12 protein-coding genes are annotated in these 22,320 nt (G+C 42.7%); 3 read left to right on the top strand and 9 right to left on the bottom strand.

Annotated features, from left to right (window positions below; translation table 11 throughout):
* Window positions 1-713 precede the first annotated feature (713 nt).
* From BUC12_RS16865 to BUC12_RS16850, 4 genes are all read right to left on the bottom strand, one after another.
* Entirely contained in the window at window positions 714-1,556 is an 843-nt protein-coding gene (locus BUC12_RS16865; RefSeq protein WP_062185276.1) for a hypothetical protein, read from the bottom strand.
* Between the two features lie 11 nt (window positions 1,557-1,567).
* The gene (locus BUC12_RS16860; RefSeq protein ID WP_062185279.1) at window positions 1,568-2,308 is read right to left on the bottom strand and encodes a hypothetical protein; all 741 of its coding nucleotides are present in this window, start codon (window positions 2,306-2,308) and stop codon (window positions 1,568-1,570) included.
* Window positions 2,309-2,372: 64 nt separating this feature from the next.
* The gene (locus BUC12_RS16855) at window positions 2,373-3,209 is read right to left on the bottom strand and encodes a hypothetical protein (RefSeq protein WP_062185281.1); all 837 of its coding nucleotides are present in this window, start codon (window positions 3,207-3,209) and stop codon (window positions 2,373-2,375) included.
* Between the two features lie 799 nt (window positions 3,210-4,008).
* On the bottom strand, window positions 4,009-6,531 hold the full coding sequence (locus BUC12_RS16850; protein ID WP_062183121.1) for a beta strand repeat-containing protein: 2,523 nt from the start codon (window positions 6,529-6,531) through the stop codon (window positions 4,009-4,011).
* A 1,139-nt stretch (window positions 6,532-7,670) separates the two neighbouring features.
* Between BUC12_RS16850 and BUC12_RS16845 the strand changes: the two genes are divergently transcribed.
* Entirely contained in the window at window positions 7,671-8,420 is a 750-nt protein-coding gene (locus BUC12_RS16845; RefSeq protein ID WP_062183118.1) for a CPBP family intramembrane glutamic endopeptidase, read from the top strand.
* Here BUC12_RS16845 and BUC12_RS16840 read toward each other — a convergent pair.
* Together BUC12_RS16840 and BUC12_RS16835 are read right to left on the bottom strand one after the other, a co-directional pair.
* Window positions 8,415-9,482, bottom strand: a complete 1,068-nt coding sequence (locus tag BUC12_RS16840; protein WP_139262102.1) for a glycoside hydrolase family 16 protein — start codon at window positions 9,480-9,482, stop codon at window positions 8,415-8,417. The genes BUC12_RS16845 and BUC12_RS16840 overlap by 6 nt on opposite strands.
* A 22-nt stretch (window positions 9,483-9,504) precedes the next feature.
* Complete coding sequence (locus BUC12_RS16835) at window positions 9,505-10,059, bottom strand: maltose acetyltransferase domain-containing protein (protein ID WP_062183129.1); 555 nt, start codon at window positions 10,057-10,059, stop codon at window positions 9,505-9,507.
* 124 nt (window positions 10,060-10,183) lie between these two features.
* Between BUC12_RS16835 and BUC12_RS16830 the strand changes: the two genes are divergently transcribed.
* A complete protein-coding gene (locus BUC12_RS16830; RefSeq protein WP_175552645.1) occupies window positions 10,184-12,043 on the top strand; it encodes a DUF3413 domain-containing protein in 1,860 nt (619 codons plus the stop codon).
* A gap of 87 nt (window positions 12,044-12,130) precedes the next feature.
* Here BUC12_RS16830 and BUC12_RS16825 read toward each other — a convergent pair whose 3' ends face one another.
* The 3 genes from BUC12_RS16825 to BUC12_RS16815 form a co-directional block, all read right to left on the bottom strand.
* The gene (locus BUC12_RS16825; protein ID WP_062183126.1) at window positions 12,131-13,762 is read right to left on the bottom strand and encodes a SusD/RagB family nutrient-binding outer membrane lipoprotein; all 1,632 of its coding nucleotides are present in this window, start codon (window positions 13,760-13,762) and stop codon (window positions 12,131-12,133) included.
* Between the two features lie 59 nt (window positions 13,763-13,821).
* Window positions 13,822-17,004 carry a SusC/RagA family TonB-linked outer membrane protein gene (locus BUC12_RS16820; RefSeq protein WP_070808619.1) on the bottom strand — a complete coding sequence of 1,061 codons (3,183 nt, stop codon included), beginning with the start codon at window positions 17,002-17,004 and terminating at the stop codon, window positions 13,822-13,824.
* A gap of 451 nt (window positions 17,005-17,455) precedes the next feature.
* A complete protein-coding gene (locus tag BUC12_RS16815; protein WP_175552644.1) occupies window positions 17,456-18,403 on the bottom strand; it encodes a hypothetical protein in 948 nt (315 codons plus the stop codon).
* A 1,321-nt stretch (window positions 18,404-19,724) separates the two neighbouring features.
* Here BUC12_RS16815 and BUC12_RS16810 point away from each other — a divergent pair.
* Window positions 19,725-22,184, top strand: coding sequence for a TonB-dependent receptor (locus BUC12_RS16810; protein WP_062183103.1), 2,460 nt, complete (start codon window positions 19,725-19,727; stop codon window positions 22,182-22,184).
* Window positions 22,185-22,320: the final 136 nt, after the last annotated feature.

Here is a 22,320-nt window from a genome sequence, read left to right as displayed (position 1 = left end):
GGGTGATTCGGTGTTGATGCCTACCTGGGCTTCGAGTACAAACATCGTACTCATGAGCACGAATAATAATAGCAGTTTCTTCATTGTTGTGGATTTTTTAAAGAGTGTTTATGTTGAAGTTTATAAGTATCTGGTTTTCTATAAAGTTCGCATTGAGATAATCTTTGTTTTTTTAATATCATAGTGATAATGGTATAGCTTTGGCCTGGCTTGTTAGAAGAAAGCAGCAAAGTGCATACACTGCACCCTGCTGCAATAGTTAGCCGGCATTGACACGATCCGTTATCCGACATGGTTTTCGAACGACAACAACACAACAACGACTCAACCTGACACAATCTGCCGAGCCAACTTTTTATCTGAAAATGAATATATACGACAAAACGAACGAAGACATAAAAAAACGCCCCGTCATTTTGACACAATAGAAAATTTTGTTTAGTTAACGCCCTGTGATGCGTCTCTCTCTCTCTCTCTCTCTCTCTCTCTCTCTCTCTCTCTCTCTAATATTTCGGCACACAAAGACAAATCTAAACTGTTAAAATTTAGAGAATTATTGATATTTTTATGTGTGAAATTATTGGTCATTCCTTTTTGTAAAGGGTTGTTTAATGGGGCAAATATAAGGAATATTTTTAATTATCCATATTTTTGAGATACAAACAGCTAAGGCTACTCAATAAAACAACCTCAGCTGCTTAACTCTATTTATTTCAATTAATCCTTACAAATGATCCACCTGTCCGATGTGCTTCGGGAGGTATTCCGCCGTTGCCCCAGGATGTGTAAAAATATCCGGTATTGCTATAATTTGTATTAAAAAACTCCAACATCAGATATGCCCTGAGAGACGATGCCGTAATTTCTATTTCCTGACACAGTATTATCCGTATTTGAGCCAATTGAGTCTGATTACTAGCCAATACGGGATATGCTCCTGTATACATATTTGTAAAATAATCCGACGGATTATTACTCGGGCTTAAAAGTCCGAAAATAGCCTGAGTAGTACCTGTACGTGTCAATTCTAGCTTAGCCCCGATAGATACCAGATATCTGCCCGGTGCCGGAAAATCAATATACAGATTGGAATAAACAACTGTACTGGCCCAGGATGTGGACGGTTCGGTAAATTCGCTCCTTACTCTTTGGTATTCAACTACCGTATAGCCACTAAAATCAACCGGAGCCCAATGAGCAAATCCATTGGCATCGGAAGTCAAAGCATAATCTTCGGCCTCCGAACCATCTTGTAATCTGAATCCGGCGACCGGTGTAGACAGGCTCAATTTATTCCGGCTATCGATATGTAAACGCACAACCGGATTTAATAAGCCAATCCCTACCCTGCCTGTATTATCTATTACAACATCATCGGACACTTCGATGTCCGAATCGGAAGTAGAGGCTGTTGTATTCGCACCTCCGTCAATATGTAATAATCTCAGCGGATTGTGAGTGTTTATCCCTACAACCTGAGCCGACAAATAATTATCAATCAGTAAAAAAGCTATAATGAGAATAGCTACAATATATATTTTATTGAAATGTATCATATTTTTAATTTTTATTTAACCCTGATATGTGTACCCGACCAACTGGCTTGTAAAGTTCCCGAAGCAGCGGTAAACTGACCTTCAACAGAATATACCAAACGGGCTGTTAGCCCAGTCGTAGCATTAACCTCAATATTTTGGTTTATATACGATTGATATATATTGTTTTCTACTATAACGGAGCCTATCACCTGTGCTGCTCCCGGAAAACTAAGCGATGCTGCAAGAGGTGCTAAATATACCCTCACTAAGGCAACAGCAGATGCCGCTCTGTTCATTGTCAGCCGGGTAATAATCGAAATAGAATAAGTACCCGAACGAGGAAAAATAAGTCTCAATCCCGGATCGTATGTGTACGAAGCAGCAGTAAATGACGAAGTAGACGAATTTTCAGAAGAAATAACAGTAAATTCACTAACTTCCGATTCCTTCCAAAAAGCGTTACCATCAGCATCCGATACTAAAATATAATTAGCGCCTTGCGTTCCGTCCTGTAAAGCAAAGCCCCCACCCTGAGTAACTGATACGATATGTAATTTAACAGATGGCGATAATATACCCAGCCCTACATTTCCGTTTTCCAAGATAATCACATCATCACGGGTATTAGTTGTTCCTGAAGTATTACTTTGGGCATCGATATGTAAAATACCCTGTGGCAATGTAGTATTGATTCCGACCTGCGCAAAAAGAGGTGCACAGATGCTAATACAGATTATAAATAATATAGTAGATAATAATATTTTTCTCATAATGCGTTTTGATCGTTATTTAGAAGCATTTGTTTATCTTCCAGTTTTAAAGAACCCTCGGGTATTAGTTTATTTTAATATACGAACCTGTAGTTTCATTCCGGGAATCACCGTTAGGAGCAGGATCGGTGCCAGATGTACCCCACGAAACAGTAATCACATCAGTAGGCAGGGTTGTCGAGGGCGATGCACCGGTAAAGCATAAATAGATAGTTTTAGCAGTATCTGTCACCGTTAACGTTTGGTTAAAAGCAAAGTAAGCTATAGTTGTTGTCGCCGTCCGGATATAGGTACTACCACTCCGATATATTTCGTAACCTCCCAAAAAACGAGGTGACGATGCTCCCCATACTGTAGGAATATCAATTGATGTAGGCAAAACCTGAGACCAGTTGAATCCTCCATAATTTGCTCTGTTAGCCACACATTTTACAACTATCGATACGGAATATACACCCGCTCCGGGAAGAGTATAACTCAATCCTGAGTAAAAAGCATCTGCTACAGTGCTATTAATACTTGCTCCTGTGAAAGTAACCGTTCCAAAAGGAATAATGCCAAAATTGTTAAAGACTGCTTCTCCCCACTGTGCGGTTCCTGTTGCATCCGACATTAATATCTTCTTATCTGCCTGATTTCCGTCTACCAAACGGAATGCTGGGCTCGAATTACTCACAATATGAAGTTTTGCATTGGGCGAACCTGTACCTATTCCTACATTTCCTATACCATTAACTACAATATCATCATCATACTTGGCGAGAGATGACGTCGAATTATTTCCCAGCGGGTCGATATTTAGAACTGATCCTGTAATAGGATTATCGGTATTTACCCCGATCTGTGCATGGATAATTCCAAATGAGAATATTCCCAAAAGTAAAAGAGTTTTCTTTTTCATTGTTGTTTCTGTTTGAGTTGTTCTTAAGACCTGAAGACTTTTTGTTGTTATAATGTAAAGTGATTGTTTTTTTATGCAACTTTTGTAGGGGCAGGACTCTGCTCTGCCTGATAAGAAGAGCTTTAATAACACAAAGAATCCGAAGAAAGTACAAAGTGCACTGTCTTGTTTTTCAAGACAACGGGTAAAGCAGAGCCTTACCTCTACAACGAACCTTTCTGTAAAACCTTTGTATCTTTGTGTCTTTGTGTTTAAAAGACTATTGACGAGCTTGTTTTTTCTTGAATAATAAAGCAGCAAAGTGCATACACTGCACCCTGCTGCATAGATTAGTTGGCTCGATAGCAAACTGTTATCCTGAGTAGTTTTCGAACGACAACAAAACAACAATGATCCTACCGGACACAGCCTACCCGGCCAACTTAATATTTGGAAATGAATATATACGACAAAGCGAACGAAGACATAAAAAAATGTCCCGTTATTTTGACACAATAAGAAAATTTGTTTAGTTAACGCCCTGTGATGCGTCTCTCTCTCTCTCTCTCTCTCTCTCTCTCTCTCTCTCTCTCTAATATTTCAGCACACAAAGACAAATCTAAATTGTTAAAATTTAGATGATTATTAATATTGTTATGTGTGAAAATATCGGTCATTCCTTTTTGTAAAGGGTTGTTTGATGGGGTAAATATAAGGAATATTTTTAATATGCAAGAATTGGAAGAAGAGACTTAACCTATAAGCATGTAAGAAGAGGTCGGTTAAATCCGACCTCTTCTTACATGTATTATAATATAAATTACAATTTCCACCACACCATTGATGTACGGTTGGCCTGAGAATTACTAGAACTTGCACTCAAACTCCATGGATAAGGTGTTATACTAAAGTGATGCAAACGGAAAGTTATTCTATCTCCAGCTTTTCCATCACAAGCCAAAACAACCGAGTATGTCGCTACGGTGCTAATATTAGTAGAAGGGATAACATTGACATTAATTTCAGCAGCATCAGATAGTACACTATTATTCAAAAGCCCTATATAAAAGATAACAGTTCTTGCGGTTTTCACATTACCACCATCTTCTTTGATAGGACCATATAGCCTGAAATTAAACGCATAGGAACCATCCTCCGGTAAAGTTATTGCGTAAACTCCTGTAGATACCAAGTCTCCAAAAGGCAAAACCACACCTTTAGTCGCCAAAGTAGTTACATCACCGACAGTAGAAGTAACTCCACTTCTTAAATTCAACAAATTTACAGTTGTCTGAGGAATAACATCTACCAAGCGTGTCCATGTAGTACCTCTCCAATAGTAAAAGCCGGGAGACAAGCCTTGTGCTGAAACAGTAGCTGTGTTATAAACGATCATCCCGTCTACGGCATTGGTTACAGGAGCTTTTACTGTTGCACTGGTCAATGCCACACGGTTAGGTAGTAAACCTTTATTGGTATCGCCTAATTCCAACTGAGCCGAAGCATTAAGCGTTGTTGCTCCTCCGAATTTACCAAGACCGCTTACATATTCATTACCCACCACATGCAGTTTTTGGGTTGGAGCAGTGATACCCATTCCTGTATTTCCTGTTACAAGCAGATTGTTACTCATGGTGGCAACTCCCGTTACACCCAGTGTACTGGCTAAGGTAGTTGCACCGGTAACTCCTAAAGTTGTACCTACCGTTTGGGCGCCTACTACCGTTGAACTGGCTACCCGTGAATTACCTGTTATATTGCTCGCACCTGTTACCTGAAATTTATAAGTGCCGGCTGTATTGGAACCGATAGATACACTTCCCGTTTGGTAAATATTTTGGGCATTGGTTGTTGCCAGAGTTGTTCCGCCTTGTACCAGCCAGGGTTCAGTTGTGGCTGTTGTGGGTAAGGCTGTCCATGTACCTTTACCGGAGGCGTCAGACATTAAATATCTGCTGGCAGCCGCACCGTTACCTGCCAAAGTAAAGCTTCCGGTGGAAGCAATCGTAGTAGCTCCGGCTACACCTAATGTGCTCGATAAGGTTGTGGCGCCGGTTACTCCTAAAGTTGTACCTACCGTTTGGGCGCCTACTACCGTTGAACTGGCAACGCGCGAGTTACCCGTTACATTGCTCGCACCTGTTACCTGAAATTTATAAGCAGCAGGCACGGCCGTACTTGCTCCGATACCTACACTTCCGGTTTGATAGATATTCTGCGCATTGGTTGTGGCAGCCGTTGTTCCGCCTTGCACCTGCCAGGGCTCGGTAGGTACAGTTGGGTAAGTGGGTAATGTTGTCCATGTGCCTTTACCGCTTGCATCCGAGACCAAGTACTTCCCAGCGGCCGCACCGTTACCTGCCAGAGTAAAGCTTCCGGTGGTGGCTATGGAAGTAGCACCGGTTACAGCTAAGGTTCCTCCGATAGTCTGATTGCCTGTAACGGTTGAACTTCCTACTTTAGAATTACCTGTTATGTTACTTGTTCCACTTACATATAGTGTTTCGGTGGCGGCTGTTCCAGTCTGCGCAGCCCCGATTACTACCTTGCCTGCCTGATAGATGTTTTGGGTATTAGCTGTGGCCTGTGTAGTACCTCCTTGAACTAACCATGGTTCGGCATTTGTGGCTGTGGCTGGTAATGTTGTCCAAGTGCCTTTGCCACTTGCATCCGACATCAGGTATTTGTTGGCTGCAGCTCCATTTCCTGCCAGAGTAAAACTTCCGGTAGAGGCAATGGTAGTAGCTCCGGCTACCCCTAGTGTACCCGAAAGTGTTGTTGCTCCGGTTACGGCTAAGGTTCCGCCGACGGTTTCGTTTCCGCTGACTGTTGAACTGCCGACTTTGGAATTGCCTGTTATGTTACTCGTGCCACTTACATACAATGTTTCGGTAGCGGCGGTCCCGGTCTGGGCGGCACCGATTACTACTTTACCTGCCTGATAGATATTCTGGGTATTGGCTGTGGCTTCGGTGGTACTGCCTTGCACTCGCCAGGGCTCGGTAGGTACTACTGGTGTTGAACTGGAAAATGGTTGCCACAGGCTTCCGTCAAAATAGTAGTAACCGATCTCGGTTATTTTGGCTGTTTTGGTACTTACGGTTCCGTTTATGGCGGTTATGTAAATAATTGCGCCATTCTGGTCTGTTCCATAACGGGCATCTTTACTGATCAGTTGTGCACGGGTCAGATTAGGCGCAATAATTCCTTCGGCTGTGGTAGCATCTGTTTTAGAAGGGATTATGTGCAGTGTTGTTTTCGGTGTTTCGGTATTAATTCCGACCTGAGCATGCAAGGTTACTATACCCGAAAAGTATAGTAAAATAATGTAATACTTTTTCATTGCTATTCTTTGTTTGAGTTGTTGGGGCCACAGCCCCTTTTGTTGTTTTTAGAGTCAAGGACTCTTCTGTTGTTATAAAGAGTAATTGTTTTTGAATATGCAGATTGTAGTGGCAGGGCTCTGCTCTGCCTAATAAGAAAGGGTTTAACGCAAAGGGCACGAAAGTGAAACAAAGGGTAAAGTAGAGCCTTACCACTACATGACATCTTGGGATAAGACCTTTGTATCTAAGTGCCTTTGCGTTAAAAAAAATATCTCCAAAAGAAAGCAGCAAAGTGCACACACTGCACCCTGCTGCGTTGGTTAGTTGACACAGACACAATCTGTTATCCGATATAGTTTTCGAACGACAACAAAAAAACAACAATGCCTCTATCCGACACAGACGGCCCTGCCAACTTATTAATAAGTGGAAATGAAAATATGCAACAATCTGAACGAAGACATAAAAAAATGCCCCGTTATTTTGACACAATAAGAAAATTTGTTTAGTTAACGCCCTATGATGCGTCTCTCTCTCTCTCTCTCTCTCTCTCTCTCTCTAATATTTCAGCACATAATAACAAATCTAAATTGTTAAAATTTAGATGATTGTTAATGTTTTTATGTGTGAAAATATTGGTCATTCCTTATTTGTAAAGGGTTGTTTAGTGTGGCAAATATAAGGATTATTTTTAATATCCAAAAAAGAAGCCAACTTAACATAAATAGTTAAACAAAAGAGAAAAGCCTTTACTGCCGGAAAGACCTCTTCTTATTACTAATCTAAATTAAAACTTAAGTATAGGTGGTCGGACTAATGGCAACAAAACTCGCTTCATTATTATTCACTTGACCCTCAACCCTTAGTATCTATCTTTTTCTTCTTATATCAATATAACCAACAAGTATCCATACTGACTATCAGGGTAGACCTAATATCCTGCTTCATTCTACCAATTCGATACTATATATGATGAGTCATAAAGTCTGAATTCGCTAATAAACAGTCAAATAAATAATCCACTAATCACATTACATTTTCCGGAAAATCTAAAATTTGTATTGCATCTAAAATAAATTTCCTGTACTTAATAAGATAAAAGTACAGGAAATTATTCCTTTAATAAGTATATTTGGCTATTTAAGAATAAACAAGCATGAATAATAATTTACTTCGACCATTTTGGCAAAAGTATTTTTCTTACGACTGGAAGTTTGGTATATTCCTCATATTGCTTTTCGGGATTCCCCGCTTTATCCTCGTTCTGCAAACAGCCGCATCGGGAGGTTACGGTTTCGTATCACTTATATTTGTGCTGATGTGGTTCACTCCGTTTATTTTTCTCTCGAAAGAAGGCCGGAAGTATATCGGATTCACTAAACCCTCCAAGTCGCAGTGGATTATGCTATCCTTCTTCTTAGGGATGTTCTTTTGTGCAGCTTTATTCATCCTCAACACAGAAGCATACGGAATAGATATAAAGAACAGTTTTTACTATATCTCCCGCTCATATACAGTACCTCGCGAGGCACTGCTGCACAACCGGATGGCTGTATTTATACCTATAGCTATTACATCAATGATATTCAGTCCGTTTGGCGAAGAATTTTTATACAGGGGAGTCATACACGGGAGCTTTGCCCAGCAACTAGGCGAACGCCGTGCGTCTTACGTAGATAGTCTGGCTTTTGCCCTGACACATCTGGCTCATTTCGGAATCGTATTTTATAACGGACAGTGGGATTTTCTGCCGCTGCAAGCTACAATATGGGTTGCCGCTATGTTTGTGTTAAGTCAGGTATTATTCATTTGTAGACAAAAAGGCGGATCTATCTGGTGTGCCGTCTTATGCCATGCAGGGTTTAATCTGGCAATGACGTATTTCATACTTTACCACATCCTATAAATTCTGGTAAACACGGATATAATCGATAAACAAATCACGGGGTAACGAGCTGTTGTCCACACCCTGGCGCCCGATGCGGTCGCCACCCATCACCAGCCCCAAAGAAACAAAGAAGGGTTTACTGAAAGGCCATGTACGGCCGTTTATATCCGAAGGGCTATACGAATAGTAAATATTCGAAGGCGCATCTATATAGAAATCTATCTTATCGGGTATCCATTTGATTCCGTATACATGAAACTCGGTATCGTAATCGGTAACACGCATCGAGTCGGTATGCATCGTATATTCGTAATTAGAATATGTATGCACCCCCGAATAGATGGCTCTGGGTTCGAGAGTCAGACGGTTGGCTATACTCATTTCGCCACAAGCCGGCCAACCCGATTCGTCTATATCGTTGCCAAGCATCGACAGAGCGGGGCGTATATTCATATTTGCAGGAAGCTTTGCCCTGAACTCAATACGTCCGTAAGTAAATTCCTTCAGTTTCTGAGTACTTAACGAAACGGATGTATATTGCCCTACTTTTTGCGGCTCGCCTTCTTTACAGGCAAATATTCTTAAGATACCATCTTTGAGGCTGATATTCTGCTTTCCATCGGAACTTCTCCAGTTATTATTTTCGTAGTGGGTGGAACGGCTTTTCCAAAAGGCTGGATCGAGAGCCGAATCGTCAAACTCATCATGCCAGACAAGTTTTTCGCCTTTAGCCACATAAGGATCGTCACGCCGGATAAACACCGTTTTCGAAAATTCGGACGAACTGAGACCTTTCGTCACCTTCACCTTCACCGTATATTCTCCTTTGTAAGGAAAATAAGCGGTAACGGACGAAAATCCCGAAACGATCTCGCCCGATGGCAGCTCCCATATTATTTCGTCATACTTATCGGCGGAAGCTACACACTGAAAATTGATGAAGTTGAGCTTTTCCCTCTCGATCAGGCTCATCTGGAAATCATCGTTCGAGATACCCGACACCGAATTGTTACACGACAACAATGACACTACGAATGCCATACAAGCCATCAAACGGTATATTTGTATTCTGTTTTTCACTTTATTGCTTTAAAATCCGGAATCATCCGATTTGCTGTATTACCCTCGCAGGCACACCACCTACCAGAGTGTTTGCCGGTACATCCTTAGTCACTACGGATCCTGATGCTATAACTGCATTGTCGCCGATAGTAACTCCGGGGTTGATTACCACACACCCTCCTATCCATACATTATGCCCTATTTTCACGGGCTTACCGAATTCGTCTCCCGATGTCCGGGCTACAGCGTCCAGCGGATGCGATGCTGTATAGATATGCACTCCGGGAGCCAACAGGCAATTGTCTCCTATCTCAATAGAGCACACATCGAGCATCACACAATCGAAATTGGCATAAAAATTCTCACCGACATGTATATTATACCCGTAATCACATCTGAATGAGGGCTCTATCAGTATATCCTTTTGTACAGACCCGAATAGTGAACGCAAAATCCCGGTTCTTTTATCCGTTTCATCCGGACGGGTCAGGTTGTAATCATATATTTTCATCCGGGCATCTTCACGATCACGTATAAGTTCCTCATCAAAGGCATGATACGACATTCCAGCTTGCATTTTTTGTTTTTCGGTCATAAATTGTAACTCTTTATTAACAAATTCAATGTTTAAATATAACATTATTTCATATAAAATCTCAGATAGCTCTAGGATTGTTTTTCATATATTTGCGGCGAATACACTAATTGTACACTTTTTTATGGATAGGACAACACTTGCTCCAAGCAAAATGGAGAAGGCACGCTTTGGCTTTTTTCTATTGATAATTACTACTGTAATTACATCTGTCGATTTCATATTTAATATATTCGGCAGCAACATCAATTCTGATATGAACCTTGTATCATGGCTATATTACATTCCTGCTTCCCTGGGTCATGCGGCATTATTTGCCGTCGTTCTATACTTGATATTTTACCTTCCGTTTTCGCTCATCTTCAGCAATTACAAAATCGCAACCTGTATTTATCTGTTTGCGGCGGTGCTTTTACAGATATTTATAGTACTCGACGGAATGGTGTTCAACATATACAGGTTTCATTTTAACGGTTTTGTACTCGAACTGATACTCGGAGGAGGAACCGAAGTATTTGACTTCGATTTTTGGGTAATCGTCAAGTTTACAGGTATTGCTATTCTAATATCGGTCGTACCCTATACCATTGCGTACTTTATCGGGAAGAAAACATACCACCTGCTCAGAAAGAAAACGGTGATATGCCTTTCGGTTGCACTTATCATATGTGTACTAATATCACACATAGGGCATGCAGTAGCTGCCGCAATCCGTCAAAGCCCGATATTGAAATCGGCAACAGCAATGCCTTTCTTCTTTCCTCTCACGGCCAATACTTTGTTAATGAAAATGGGTATAGCCGAACCCGACGACCTCGACCAGATATACAATATTCCGTCGTCAGACATACAATATCCTATATATCCGCTCGAAATATCGGATTCTATCCCTAAACTGAATATTATATATATCGTGATCGACTCGTGGAATCCCCGTACTTACGATTCTATCAATTGCCCTAATATCAGCAAATTTGCACAGAAGTCTCAATACTTCAGCAAGCACCTGAGCTCTAATAACGGAACACGGGGTTCGATTATCGGGTTATTCTTCGGGATGTCTGCAACGTACGAAAAGGAGATAACCATATCCAAACTGTCACCTCTGCTGATAGACAGGCTTATTGATCTTGATTACAATATACAGGTATTCCCGAGCGCAATACTGACCAGCCCTCCTATCCATGAGCTTGTGTTCAGGAGGACTCCCGATATCAATCTTAAATCGGAAGGAAAAACTCCTTTCGACAGGGATCAGTATATAACCGATTCGTTTTGCGAATATGTAGATAAACAAGTTGCCGGACGGCCGTTCTTTTCATTCCTTTTTTACGATACGCCGCATGCTACCGCGATACCTAAGGAGCACAACAAAAAATTCGGCCCGGCATGGGACGAAGCCGACTATACGAAACTAAGTAACGATATAGACCCTCTTCCCTATTTCAACCTGTATAAGAACTGCGTATACTACACCGACAGCCTGATAGGGAAGGTTACCCGTAAACTGGAAGAAAAAGGGATGCTCGAAAACAGTGTAATAGTGATTACGGGAGACCACGGACAGGAATTCAACGAAAACCGGAAAAACTATTGGGGACATGGCAGTAATTTTTCGGACTGGCAGATACAGGTTCCTTTTATATTGTATTATCCGGGGATAGAGGCCAATAAGGTATTCGGCCATACTACTACCCATTACGATGTTGCGCCCACCATTATGTCGCTTTTTCTGGGTGTACAAAATCCGAGCCTCCACTACAGTATGGGATATGAAATTTACGATATTGCCAGCCGTTATCCGCATATAGTAGGCGACAATGTCAATTACGGTTTTGTTTTCGAAAATGCCATACTCCGCACCAACCACTTGGGGAATGTGGAAACAACCGACCGGAAATTAAACGAGATATCGAGCAAAAAAGTGAATGTAGATGACCTGAAAGAGGCGGTCAGCTTCAAAAACCATTTTTATAAGAGATAAGACACAGGCATACCTGCTCCGGAATATAAAAAGGGCCGAACCATCAGCGGTTCGACCCTTCCAAAAAATTGAGTAAATCTAAAGTATTTATTTATTAGCCGGATGCGGAACCGATGAAGTCCGTACATCCCAAAACATCTTGCTGTAGTAGTTGTTAGTGCCATCGGTAAGCTTAGCTACAGCATCTTCGAATCCCGCCGGATTCAGAGTACTTTCATTTGTCGGATACTTGATTCTTGCAGGCAAGTCTCCTTTTGTTTCCGACAAGGTTGTAAATTCAAGTATCTGTGTACCTGTAACGTTCCCTTTATCGTCATAAATATAAGCAACGGTCGAGTTCTCGTTCGGCTTCAGCAATGTCGAAGGATAACCCGTACGGCGGTATTCAGCCCATGCCTCTGTTCCGTTCATGTACAAGTGGATGTACTTCTGAGTGGCTACAGCTTCGGCATTTACGGTTTTGGTTACGGCTGCTACATATGCAGCTTTGTCTGCTTCGGAGATAGATGCAGCACCTTTTACCGATACATTCTGTGTATTCCAGAAATCGATAGAAGCTTCCACACCTTTTTTATAATCGGCTGCCGAGAATCCGTTATATTCCGACAGGATAAAGCAAACTTCGGCATAAGTAAGCAAAGGCACTGCAAAGTTAGCCTGTACTGCCAAAGGTTTTCCTTCCGAAAAGTCGGGAGCATAATCGATTCCGGGAGCTACGCTCGACAAGTCGTTACTTTCCACACCATAAGGTACACCGATATAGTCTCCGTCGGCATTAGCCGATGTATAGACCGACAAGCGTGGGTCTAATACGCCTTCCCACGGATGGGTTTTGGCATTCAGTGTATCACGTTGACCTTTAAGTAAGTCTACAAAAGGTTTCGAGATAGAGAAGTCGTTACGAGCTTCTACAAAGAAACCACGGTAGAAATAGCATTGGTTAGGAGCCGATGTCGAATACTGGAACAGGGCGTTGTCGCTGTTACTGGTAAATACACCCGACTGCACAGCTTCGGCAATGTATGTCTTCCAGTTACTGTCTACCTTAGAAAGGCGGATAGCCAGACGACATTTCAGCGAGTTAGCGAATTTTTTCCATTGTCCGGCATCACCGTTATAGATATTATCACCCGACGTAAAGGCTGTTTCATCTGTGTCTATCATATCTATCGCCTGATCGAGTTCGGTCAGCAACGATGTGTACAACTGATCCAGATCATCGTATTTAGGGTACAATGCACCTCCGCTCAGATTGAATGCTTCGCTGTAAGGTATTCCGCCCCAGGTATCGGCCATTACCTGAACGAGCCATATTTTCAGAATTTTAGCCACGGCGATCTGGTTTTCGTTCTTACCATAAACGGCTGCCGCCTCTTTGGTAGACTCGTCGGTATTGATAGCTTCGATTCGCGCGAGGTTACCTGCCGATGTATAGAAATAGTTGAAGTAGCTGTTGTTTACCGATTCGCGTATCTGGTAACGGTCTTCTTCGGTATAGTTGCGTTGTGCCCAGTATTGCGAATATACAAGGCTCTGGCGTCCGCTGAACCAGTTGTCGAACATATAGTCCATTACTTTTTTTTCGGCTCCCAGCAATATGGCAGGAGTCGACACCTCTGTGGGGTTGTTGGGGTCTACATTGATTTCTTCCAGATCTTTACATGACGTAACGGAGATAAGAAGAGATGCAAAGAGTAATCCTTTTATTATTTTTTTCATATTGAATTCCATCTTAGTAACAGTAAATACTTGCTTTTACTTAAAATAGGTCTGCGACCTTAAAATTGTACTCCGACATTGAATCCGAAGTTAGCTGTCGAAGGCAATGCACCACCTTCTACCCCTTGTATATTACCGGAGCTTGTAGTTGCCATTTCGGGATCGAAGTTTTTGTTATCCAAACCGAACATCGCTAAGTTGCGTCCGTATGCCGACAGCTTCAACCCTTTGATATATTTGGTAGAAGTCAAAGGCACATCGTAACTCAGTGTGATTTCTCTCAGCTTGATAAAGTCGCTTTTGAATACGTTTTGTGCAGCAGGCCCGCTGTAGATCGACGATGCCCAGCGTGTTGCCGAAATACGTGTAGTATTAGGCGTTCCGTCGGCATGTACACCGGGTAGTAAAATACCTCCGCCATCGGCTACTGCATCACGTTTAGGATTACCCAATTCGTTCAAGCCCACAGTTTCTTCCAACATACCCGAGTAGATACCCCACATGTTAGATGTAGAGAAGTATTTACCGCCAAACTGTCCATTGAACAGTACGCTCAATGTCAATCCTTTGTAACGGAACGAGTTGCTCAATCCCCACAATGTTTTAGGATAAGCGCTGCCTAATGCCACGTTTTTGTCGGTCGAAGCGTATACACCCGAAGCTGTTACCACTTTATTTCCGTTATCGTCATACACATAGTCTGTACCCATTATTACACCGTACTCTTTTCCGGCAAGGGCACCGATTTCTACTTTGAACGGAGCATTTGTCAATCGCAGGTATCCGTCTGTAGAGTTACCAAGAATTTCTTTCACTTTATTTTTATTGCCCGACAATGTACCTGTAATAGACCATTCGAAATCTTTGGTCTGTACAGGTGTGCCCTGCAACATCAATTCAAAACCTTTGTTCTGTATAGTAGCCGCATTGAGGTAGTAGGCTGTATAACCTGTTGCTCCCGAAAGCGATAACGGAACGATATTATCTCTCGTTTCTGACGAATACAGCGAGAAGTCGAATCCTAAGCGGTTTTTGAAGAACGAACCTTCGAGACCGAACTCATACGAATAAGTCTGCTCGGGTTTCAGGTTTTCGTTGCGCTTAGTAGTAGACGCCACATAAGCTGGCAGGTCGTTGAACGATGCATAGAATGTGTATATATCGTTGATGTTGTAAGGGTCGGTATCGTTACCTACCTTAGCCCATCCCAAACGTACTTTGGCAAGATCGAGCCAGTCTTTTTTCACCACTTCCGATATCAGGAAACTACCTGTGATAGAAGGGTAAAGAAACGAGTTATTGCCTTTGGGCAGTGTCGACGACCAGTCGTTACGTAACGATACGTCAACATATACTTTACCGTCGTAACCGAATGTAGCATTACCGAACAAACTGTTTATCGATTTACGGGTCAGCTTGTTACTTGCCTTAGGTGTACTAACCGAGTTGCTCAGGTTATAAAAGTCGGGCAATACAAGTCCGCCTACCGATTCGCCCATAATGTATTCGTATGTACGGTACATAATGTTACCTCCGGCATTTGCATCCAATGTATATTTTTCGTTGAAACGTCCGTTGTACATAAGCAGGAACTCGTGGTTCAGCTCATGTTGCTGGCGGTTGATTTCGGTATATCCGGCTTCTTCCTGCGAATAAACAGCTTTGCGTTCGTATTGCTTGTCGCTGTAATAGTCTAAGTTAGCTTTGTATTGTGCTTTCAATCCCGGAAGAAGATTCACCTTGATACCTACGTTACCGTACAAACGGTCGCGGGTGTCGTTCTGGTAGTTTTTGTATCTCGACCAGTAAGGGTTGTTCGAATAAGCCAGCTTAGGATTGCTCCACGATGTACGGTTCCATCCTGCCTGAGTTCCGTCGGGCATAATATACAGGTCTTTCAGTTCTTTCATATCCAACTGACGTTGACCCCATTGTACGAATTTCACCATCACGTTGTTATCGCCGTATCCTGTTTCGGGACGTCCTGTTGCCGCCTGATTCAGGTAAGTAACGTTGGTAAACAGTTCGTAATACTTATTGTCTTTCAGTGTACCGGCAACATTGAAGCTGTTTTTATCCAGTTTACTGTTAGGCAGGTATCCGTTTACACTCATATTGGTGTACGATACACGGATACTCGATACATCTGTTGCTTTAGACAAGCTGATATTGTTTGTGAACGAAGTTCCTGTTTCGAAGAAATCTTTCACGTCGTGTTTAGGAGCTACCCATGCCGAAGTTGTAGGATCGCCTACTTTTCCACCGGCTTCCCACTTGGCAAGGTCGTACCAAGACACGTATTGTATGCTGGGATCATATTTTGGCCCCCAGCTTTCATCAAGGTCATAATCAAGAACCAGGAATTGTTTTCCGTTGATGGTCTGCTGTGTAAGAGCCGAACCACCACCATATTCTCTTTGCAGTTTTGGTAATTTGTTTACAACTTCGAAACCTATCGAAGAATTAACCGAGATACCCAGCCCCGCACCTTTTGTACCTTTTTTAGTAGTGATCATGATTACCCCGTTAGCTGCACGCGAACCGTACAAAGCCGAGGCATTAGGTCCTTTCAGTACCGAGATATCAGCCACGTCATCGGGATTGATATCCTGAATAAGGTTACCATAGTCATAACCACCTGCACCACGCTGTGTATCGGTCGAGTTATAATCCTGACCTTCCACAGGCACACCGTCTATCACGAACAGCGGCTGGTTGTTACCTGTCAATGATTTGACACCACGAAGCAACACTTTGGACGAACCTCCGAGATTACCCGATGCGCCATTGATCTGTAAACCCGCCACTTTACCCGCAAGGGCATTGATAGGGTTGGTCACACCGCCCCTTGTCTTGATAAGCTCATCGCCACTAACGTCGGCAACGGCATATCCAAGGGCTTTCTTTTCTTTGGTAATACCGAGGGCAGTTACCACAACTTCCTGCATTACCTGCGCGTCATCCTGTAGTAGGATATTAAGATCTGGACCCGCTGTCACTTCCTGAGTTTTCATACCCAAAAGAGACACTATCAACGTTTTTTTGTCTGATGGGATATTCATAGAGAATTTACCGTCCACGTCGGTCACTGTACCGACTGTGGTTCCCTTTACTACCACTGATGCTCCTATCACTCCTTCGCCGGTATCATCTACTACTTTACCGTAAACTCGTGTAGTCTGAGCCAAAGACAACCCAATACTTGCCAGTATGCAAGCCAAAACCATCATCAATCTTCTCATAAATACTACTTTAATTTAACTCAAAATTGTGAAACAACTTATTAACTCTACTCTAATCATAGCGATTCACAAATATATACACTTATTTTAGTAAAAATATATTTTTATTGGTTAAAATGAGAAGAAATATGATATTTTGATGTTTTATTGATGAAAATTATAGACGTATGACATTAATAAAGGATAATAAAATCATTATGAAAGTATCATTTTATCACTAAACAACAGTAAAAACCTTTATTTTAATGTAACCGAAACGTAATAAGTGAGAGCATATACACTTATTTTAGTGTTAAAAACACAAATTAGTGTAAAACGAATAAAAAAAGAGGCTCCCGGTCAATAATAGACCGGAAGCCCGAAACTTTTCTTGAATTACTAACTAATTCACCTTAAACAAACCTATTTTATATTACTAGATACCTAATTTGTATATTAATTTAAATCAAATTTATCTTCTTGCTGTCGAACGGGACGAGCTTGAGCGCGAATTATCACTGCCGGACGAACGGCTGGTACTTACCGTACTACGGTTGTTGCTCGAGCTGCTTGATGAAGTCTGGCTATACAACGAGCGTGTATTGCTGTTACTGTTGCTGCTTCGTCCTTTAGATTCGGAAGAGCGTACCGAACTTTCTTTCTGGCGGTTGTTGTTCGACGGGCGACTGCTGTTGTTATTATTACTATTGCGGTCGCGGTTCGAATCCTTGTTCGCCTCACGGTTCGGACGGCTATTATTATTGTTGTTCTTATCACGTTCTACACGTCCGCTGTTTCCATTACGGTCGCTGTTATTGTATCTCGAATGGTCGTTCGAATAGCGGTTGTCGTTCGGACGGTTATGGTTATTGTTTCCGGGACGGTTATTATTGTTATTATTCGGGCGGTTGCTGTTATTATTCGGGCGGTTGCTGTTATTACCCGGACGGCCATTGTTATTATGGTTCGGACGGCTGTTATGGTTATTATTACGGTCGTACCACACTACATTGTTATTACGGCTGTTGCGATAACGATTGTCGTTACTGTAACGGATAATAGGTTGTGAGCGGTGCCCTCTGTATTTCGCGTACATAGTACGGTGGCGGCTGTTGTGCAACCATGGGTCGCGCCCTACCAACACTACTTTGTACATAGTGTAAAAATCATAGTTGCGGTACGAATACGGCAGGTACGTAACGCCTATCCAGCGGCCTGCATTCAGATAAAAGAACAAGCCCTGATTGACACTGTAGTAACAGTCGATATCCGGCATATAATAATAATCTACATAATCGTAACCTACAGGCCCCCACGAAGGCTGGCTTCCTATATTGATATTGACGCTTACACGTTGTGCCTGTGCTGTGTAGCCTGCGGTAGCAACTATCAGTGCTAATATGAGTATAATTCTTTTCATAATCATTCATTATTTAAGTGAACCGATTCAGGAGATACATCAATTTTATCGTCCTTTATACTTATAGACGTTGAGTTACCCAAAAAGATTAACGGATATACGCTATATTAACTTTATTTAATAGAAAATAAAACCCAATGAAACACATTTTTATAGCCTACCACTACTCACCGAGAATACGATATAGCTAAAAAGGAGAGCAAAACCGGTTATATTATTTAACGTTTCGGAGTACATAATTGACCGGACTAAACAGGCATCGCCTTCGCAAAACAAACAAAAAGACAGATATACAGATAACTGTATGCTTTCCTCACAATAGTAAAAGAAGAAGCATTGACTACCGAATACACAATAAAGTATTAATATACAGAAACTTACACCAAAACATATTTAACACAGAAAAGCATCCTGCACAAATACAAATCTTTACCGGAAACTCATACAAACAGCAACTTATTACAATTCAGCGAATTAAAGATAAGGAGCAGCCCATTATATCTATATAAAAAAATATAAAATGACATATTGTCAAAAAAAGTTGAAATGAAGCCCAAGCTATTTCAAAATTAGGATTTATCTTTGCATCACAATATAACCTTTATAACCAATTAAATCGGGTTGAAGTGGTGATACATTTATTTAGATCACATATAGCAAAGAAGGGTATGGCCCTTACACTGATGATGCTTTTGCTGAGCACATTGGTTGTGAAGCCTGTACACGTTGCCTTTGCACACCACGACGACCAATGCTATAACCACGCAGCGAACAGCGCCACCCTGTCACACAAAGATTGTGACATTTGCCAGTTCGTATTCTCTCATTACACCCCACAGCAGGCAGGCGATTTCAAGCCATTTGTATTCAGGCCTTATATTACGTTAGGCGACCGTGTATGCAGCTTCAACTCCATACAGACGGCTTCTTACGTATCGCTACGAGCTCCGCCCACCCTGCTATCTTAAAAACAACGGTTACGTATATTTTTAAATTCAATTATTGCCCGGCTATTTTTTTTCGGATCAGACCTTTTTTTGACGTCCTGATACCGATGTTGCGTGCCGGAACATTATTGTCATACGAAAATCGAAGTAACTGTTAGTTATACAAATCAGTAGTTTATCTGAACACTCTTTAAAATTTCCGCTTACGTCCGTCAGGTTCCCATACCGGCGGAAAACATGTGGCATCCGCTATGCGAATGAAGAAGATACGTTGGCTAATAGCCGGCGGTAAGAGTACATGTTTCTCAACTACTGACTAATATTAACAATAACACGGGACTGAAACCCCACTCCCATCAAACTCAATTTTACAGATGAAAATCGTACACATTATACTACTATACTTAGTATCGGTACTGCCTGCGCTGGCAGTAACCGATCTTTCGGACGGACGCACTCTTCAGGGACATATTACCGATAAAGCCACGGGCGAAACACTTATAGGTGTCAACATTTACTTTCCCGATCTGAAAAAGGGGGCAACCACCAATCAGAATGGCGATTATCAGATCAATAACCTGCCTGCGACCCATACAACGATACAGATATCGTATATCGGTCACCAGACTATTATACAGACTGTAGACCTCAGTAAAACCAACAAACTGGACTTTATTCTCGACGAAGCAAATGCACGGATCAACGAGGTTGTAGTAACCGCCCTCACAGGCAACGCCCTCATACAACGTACTCCGGCTCCCATATCGCTGGTACCGAAGACCGAGCTGCTGCAAACCTCATCCACCAATATTATCGATGCCATAGCCAAACAACCGGGTGTATCGCAGGTGACTACGGGTAGCGGTATCTCGAAACCTGTAATCCGCGGATTGGGTTACAACCGTGTACTGGTCGTTAACGACGGTATACGTCAGGAAGGACAGCAATGGGGCGACGAGCACGGCATTGAAGTAGACGGACAGGGAGTTAACTCCGTAGAGATACTGAAAGGACCTGCCACCCTCAGCTACGGATCGGATGCTCTAGCAGGCGTTATCAGGTTTCTGCCTGCTCCCACCCTGCCCGAAGGCAAGATAGAAACGAACCTTTCGAGCGAATATCAGACCAATAACGGACTATTCGGCTATTCGGTAAACAATGCCGGAAACAAAAACGGTTTTGTCTGGGATTGGCGGTTCAGCCAGAAAATAGCGCATTCGTACAAAAATAAATACGACGGATACGTATACAACTCGGGCTTCAGGGAAGATGCCCTTGGCGGAATGCTCGGCATCAATCGGGGATGGGGATATTCGCACCTCACCCTCAGCTATTACCACATGGCGCCGGGCATTGTCGAAGGCGACCGTGACGAAGAGACAGGGCAGTTCCTCAAACCCGCAGTAATAGACGGAGCGGCAGGCGAAGCCATAGCCACCCGCCGCGACAACAAGTCGTACCACTACGGAGTGCCTTACCAGCAGATAAAGCATTATAAGGCCGTTTGGGACAACAATATTATTCTCGGGGACGGTAACCTCAAAACGATTATCGGATACCAGCAAAACCGCCGTCAGGAGTACGAAGAGGTACTCAACCCCGACGATTATTCGCTGTACTTCCAACTGCATACGCTCAATTACGACATACGTTATACACTACCCGAAATAAACGGCTATAAGATCGTCACAGGGGTAAACGGTATGTATCAGGTATCGGAAAACAAAGGAACGGAATACCTCATTCCGGCTTATAACCTGTTCGATGTGGGTGTGTTTGCCATTGCCAGCCGCAACTTCGGACGGTTCGATATAAGCGGAGGTATCCGTTTCGACCACCGCCGACTGCACAGCCGCTCGCTATACCTCAGCGAAGAGGATATACATAACCACGACCACGATCATGATCACGACGATGACCACGATCACGGAGACCACGACCACGACGAGCTAATCGAGTACTTTCCCGATTTCAGACGTAACTACAGTGCACTGACAGGGAGTATCGGGGTTACTTACCAGATAGGCAACGGATGGGCTGCGAAGCTTAACCTGTCGCGCGGATACCGTGCCCCCAATATCAGCGAGCTTGCCTCCAACGGGTCACACGGCGGATCGGTACGGTACGAGATAGGTAACATCGACCTGAAAGCCGAAAAGAGCTGGCAGGCAGACTTGGGGCTGAGCTTCTCGTCGCCAATGATATCGGGTGAGCTTGCCGTGTTTGCTAATCGTATCAACGACTATATATTTTCGCACAAATTGCAGGACGAAAACGGTAATGATGTTATGACCGACGGACACCGTACCTACCAGTTCACATCGGGCGATGCCCGTATTCTGGGTGGCGAACTCAGTATCGACTTCCATCCTATCGACAGGGTACACTTCGAGAATACATTTTCGTTCGTAAGTTCGGTACAGCTCAACCAGTCGGATTCGACCAAGTACCTGCCCTTCACGCCTGCACCGAAATGGACATCAAATATCCGTGTAGACCTCATCCGCCACGGTCATAAATTGCTCAACAATACCTATATATCATTCGGTCTGGAACATAACTGGAAACAAGACAAGTATTATTCGGCATACAACACCGAAACCCCAACCGCATCGTACACCCTGCTGAATGCAGGTATCGGTACCGATTTTGTACACAACGGGCGTACGTGGGCTTCGCTCTACATTACTGCCAATAACCTGACCGACAAGGCTTACCAAAGCCACCTGAGCCGTTTGAAGTATACCGACGTAAACTCCGTAACGGGACGTCAGGGGGTATATAATATGGGTCGCAACTTCGGATTCAAACTATTGATACCGCTGAGCTTCTAAATAATCATCCTATTTTTTTCTTTTGAAAGTTGCTCCTTTCCGCGTACCGAAAAGTATATATTCATTACTTCACGGATTCCGGTCGGGGGCAACTTCTTTTTCAGAAAGTGCTGATACCAGAAAAAAAAGTATCTTT

Source organism: Indolivaga macrotermitis, from assembly GCF_900128985.1.
Taxonomy (GTDB): Bacteria; Bacteroidota; Bacteroidia; order Bacteroidales; family Dysgonomonadaceae; genus Dysgonomonas_A; species Dysgonomonas_A macrotermitis.
The sequence above is the reverse complement of the archived record's forward strand: the minus strand, read 5'-3'. Positions and strand labels throughout refer to the sequence as shown.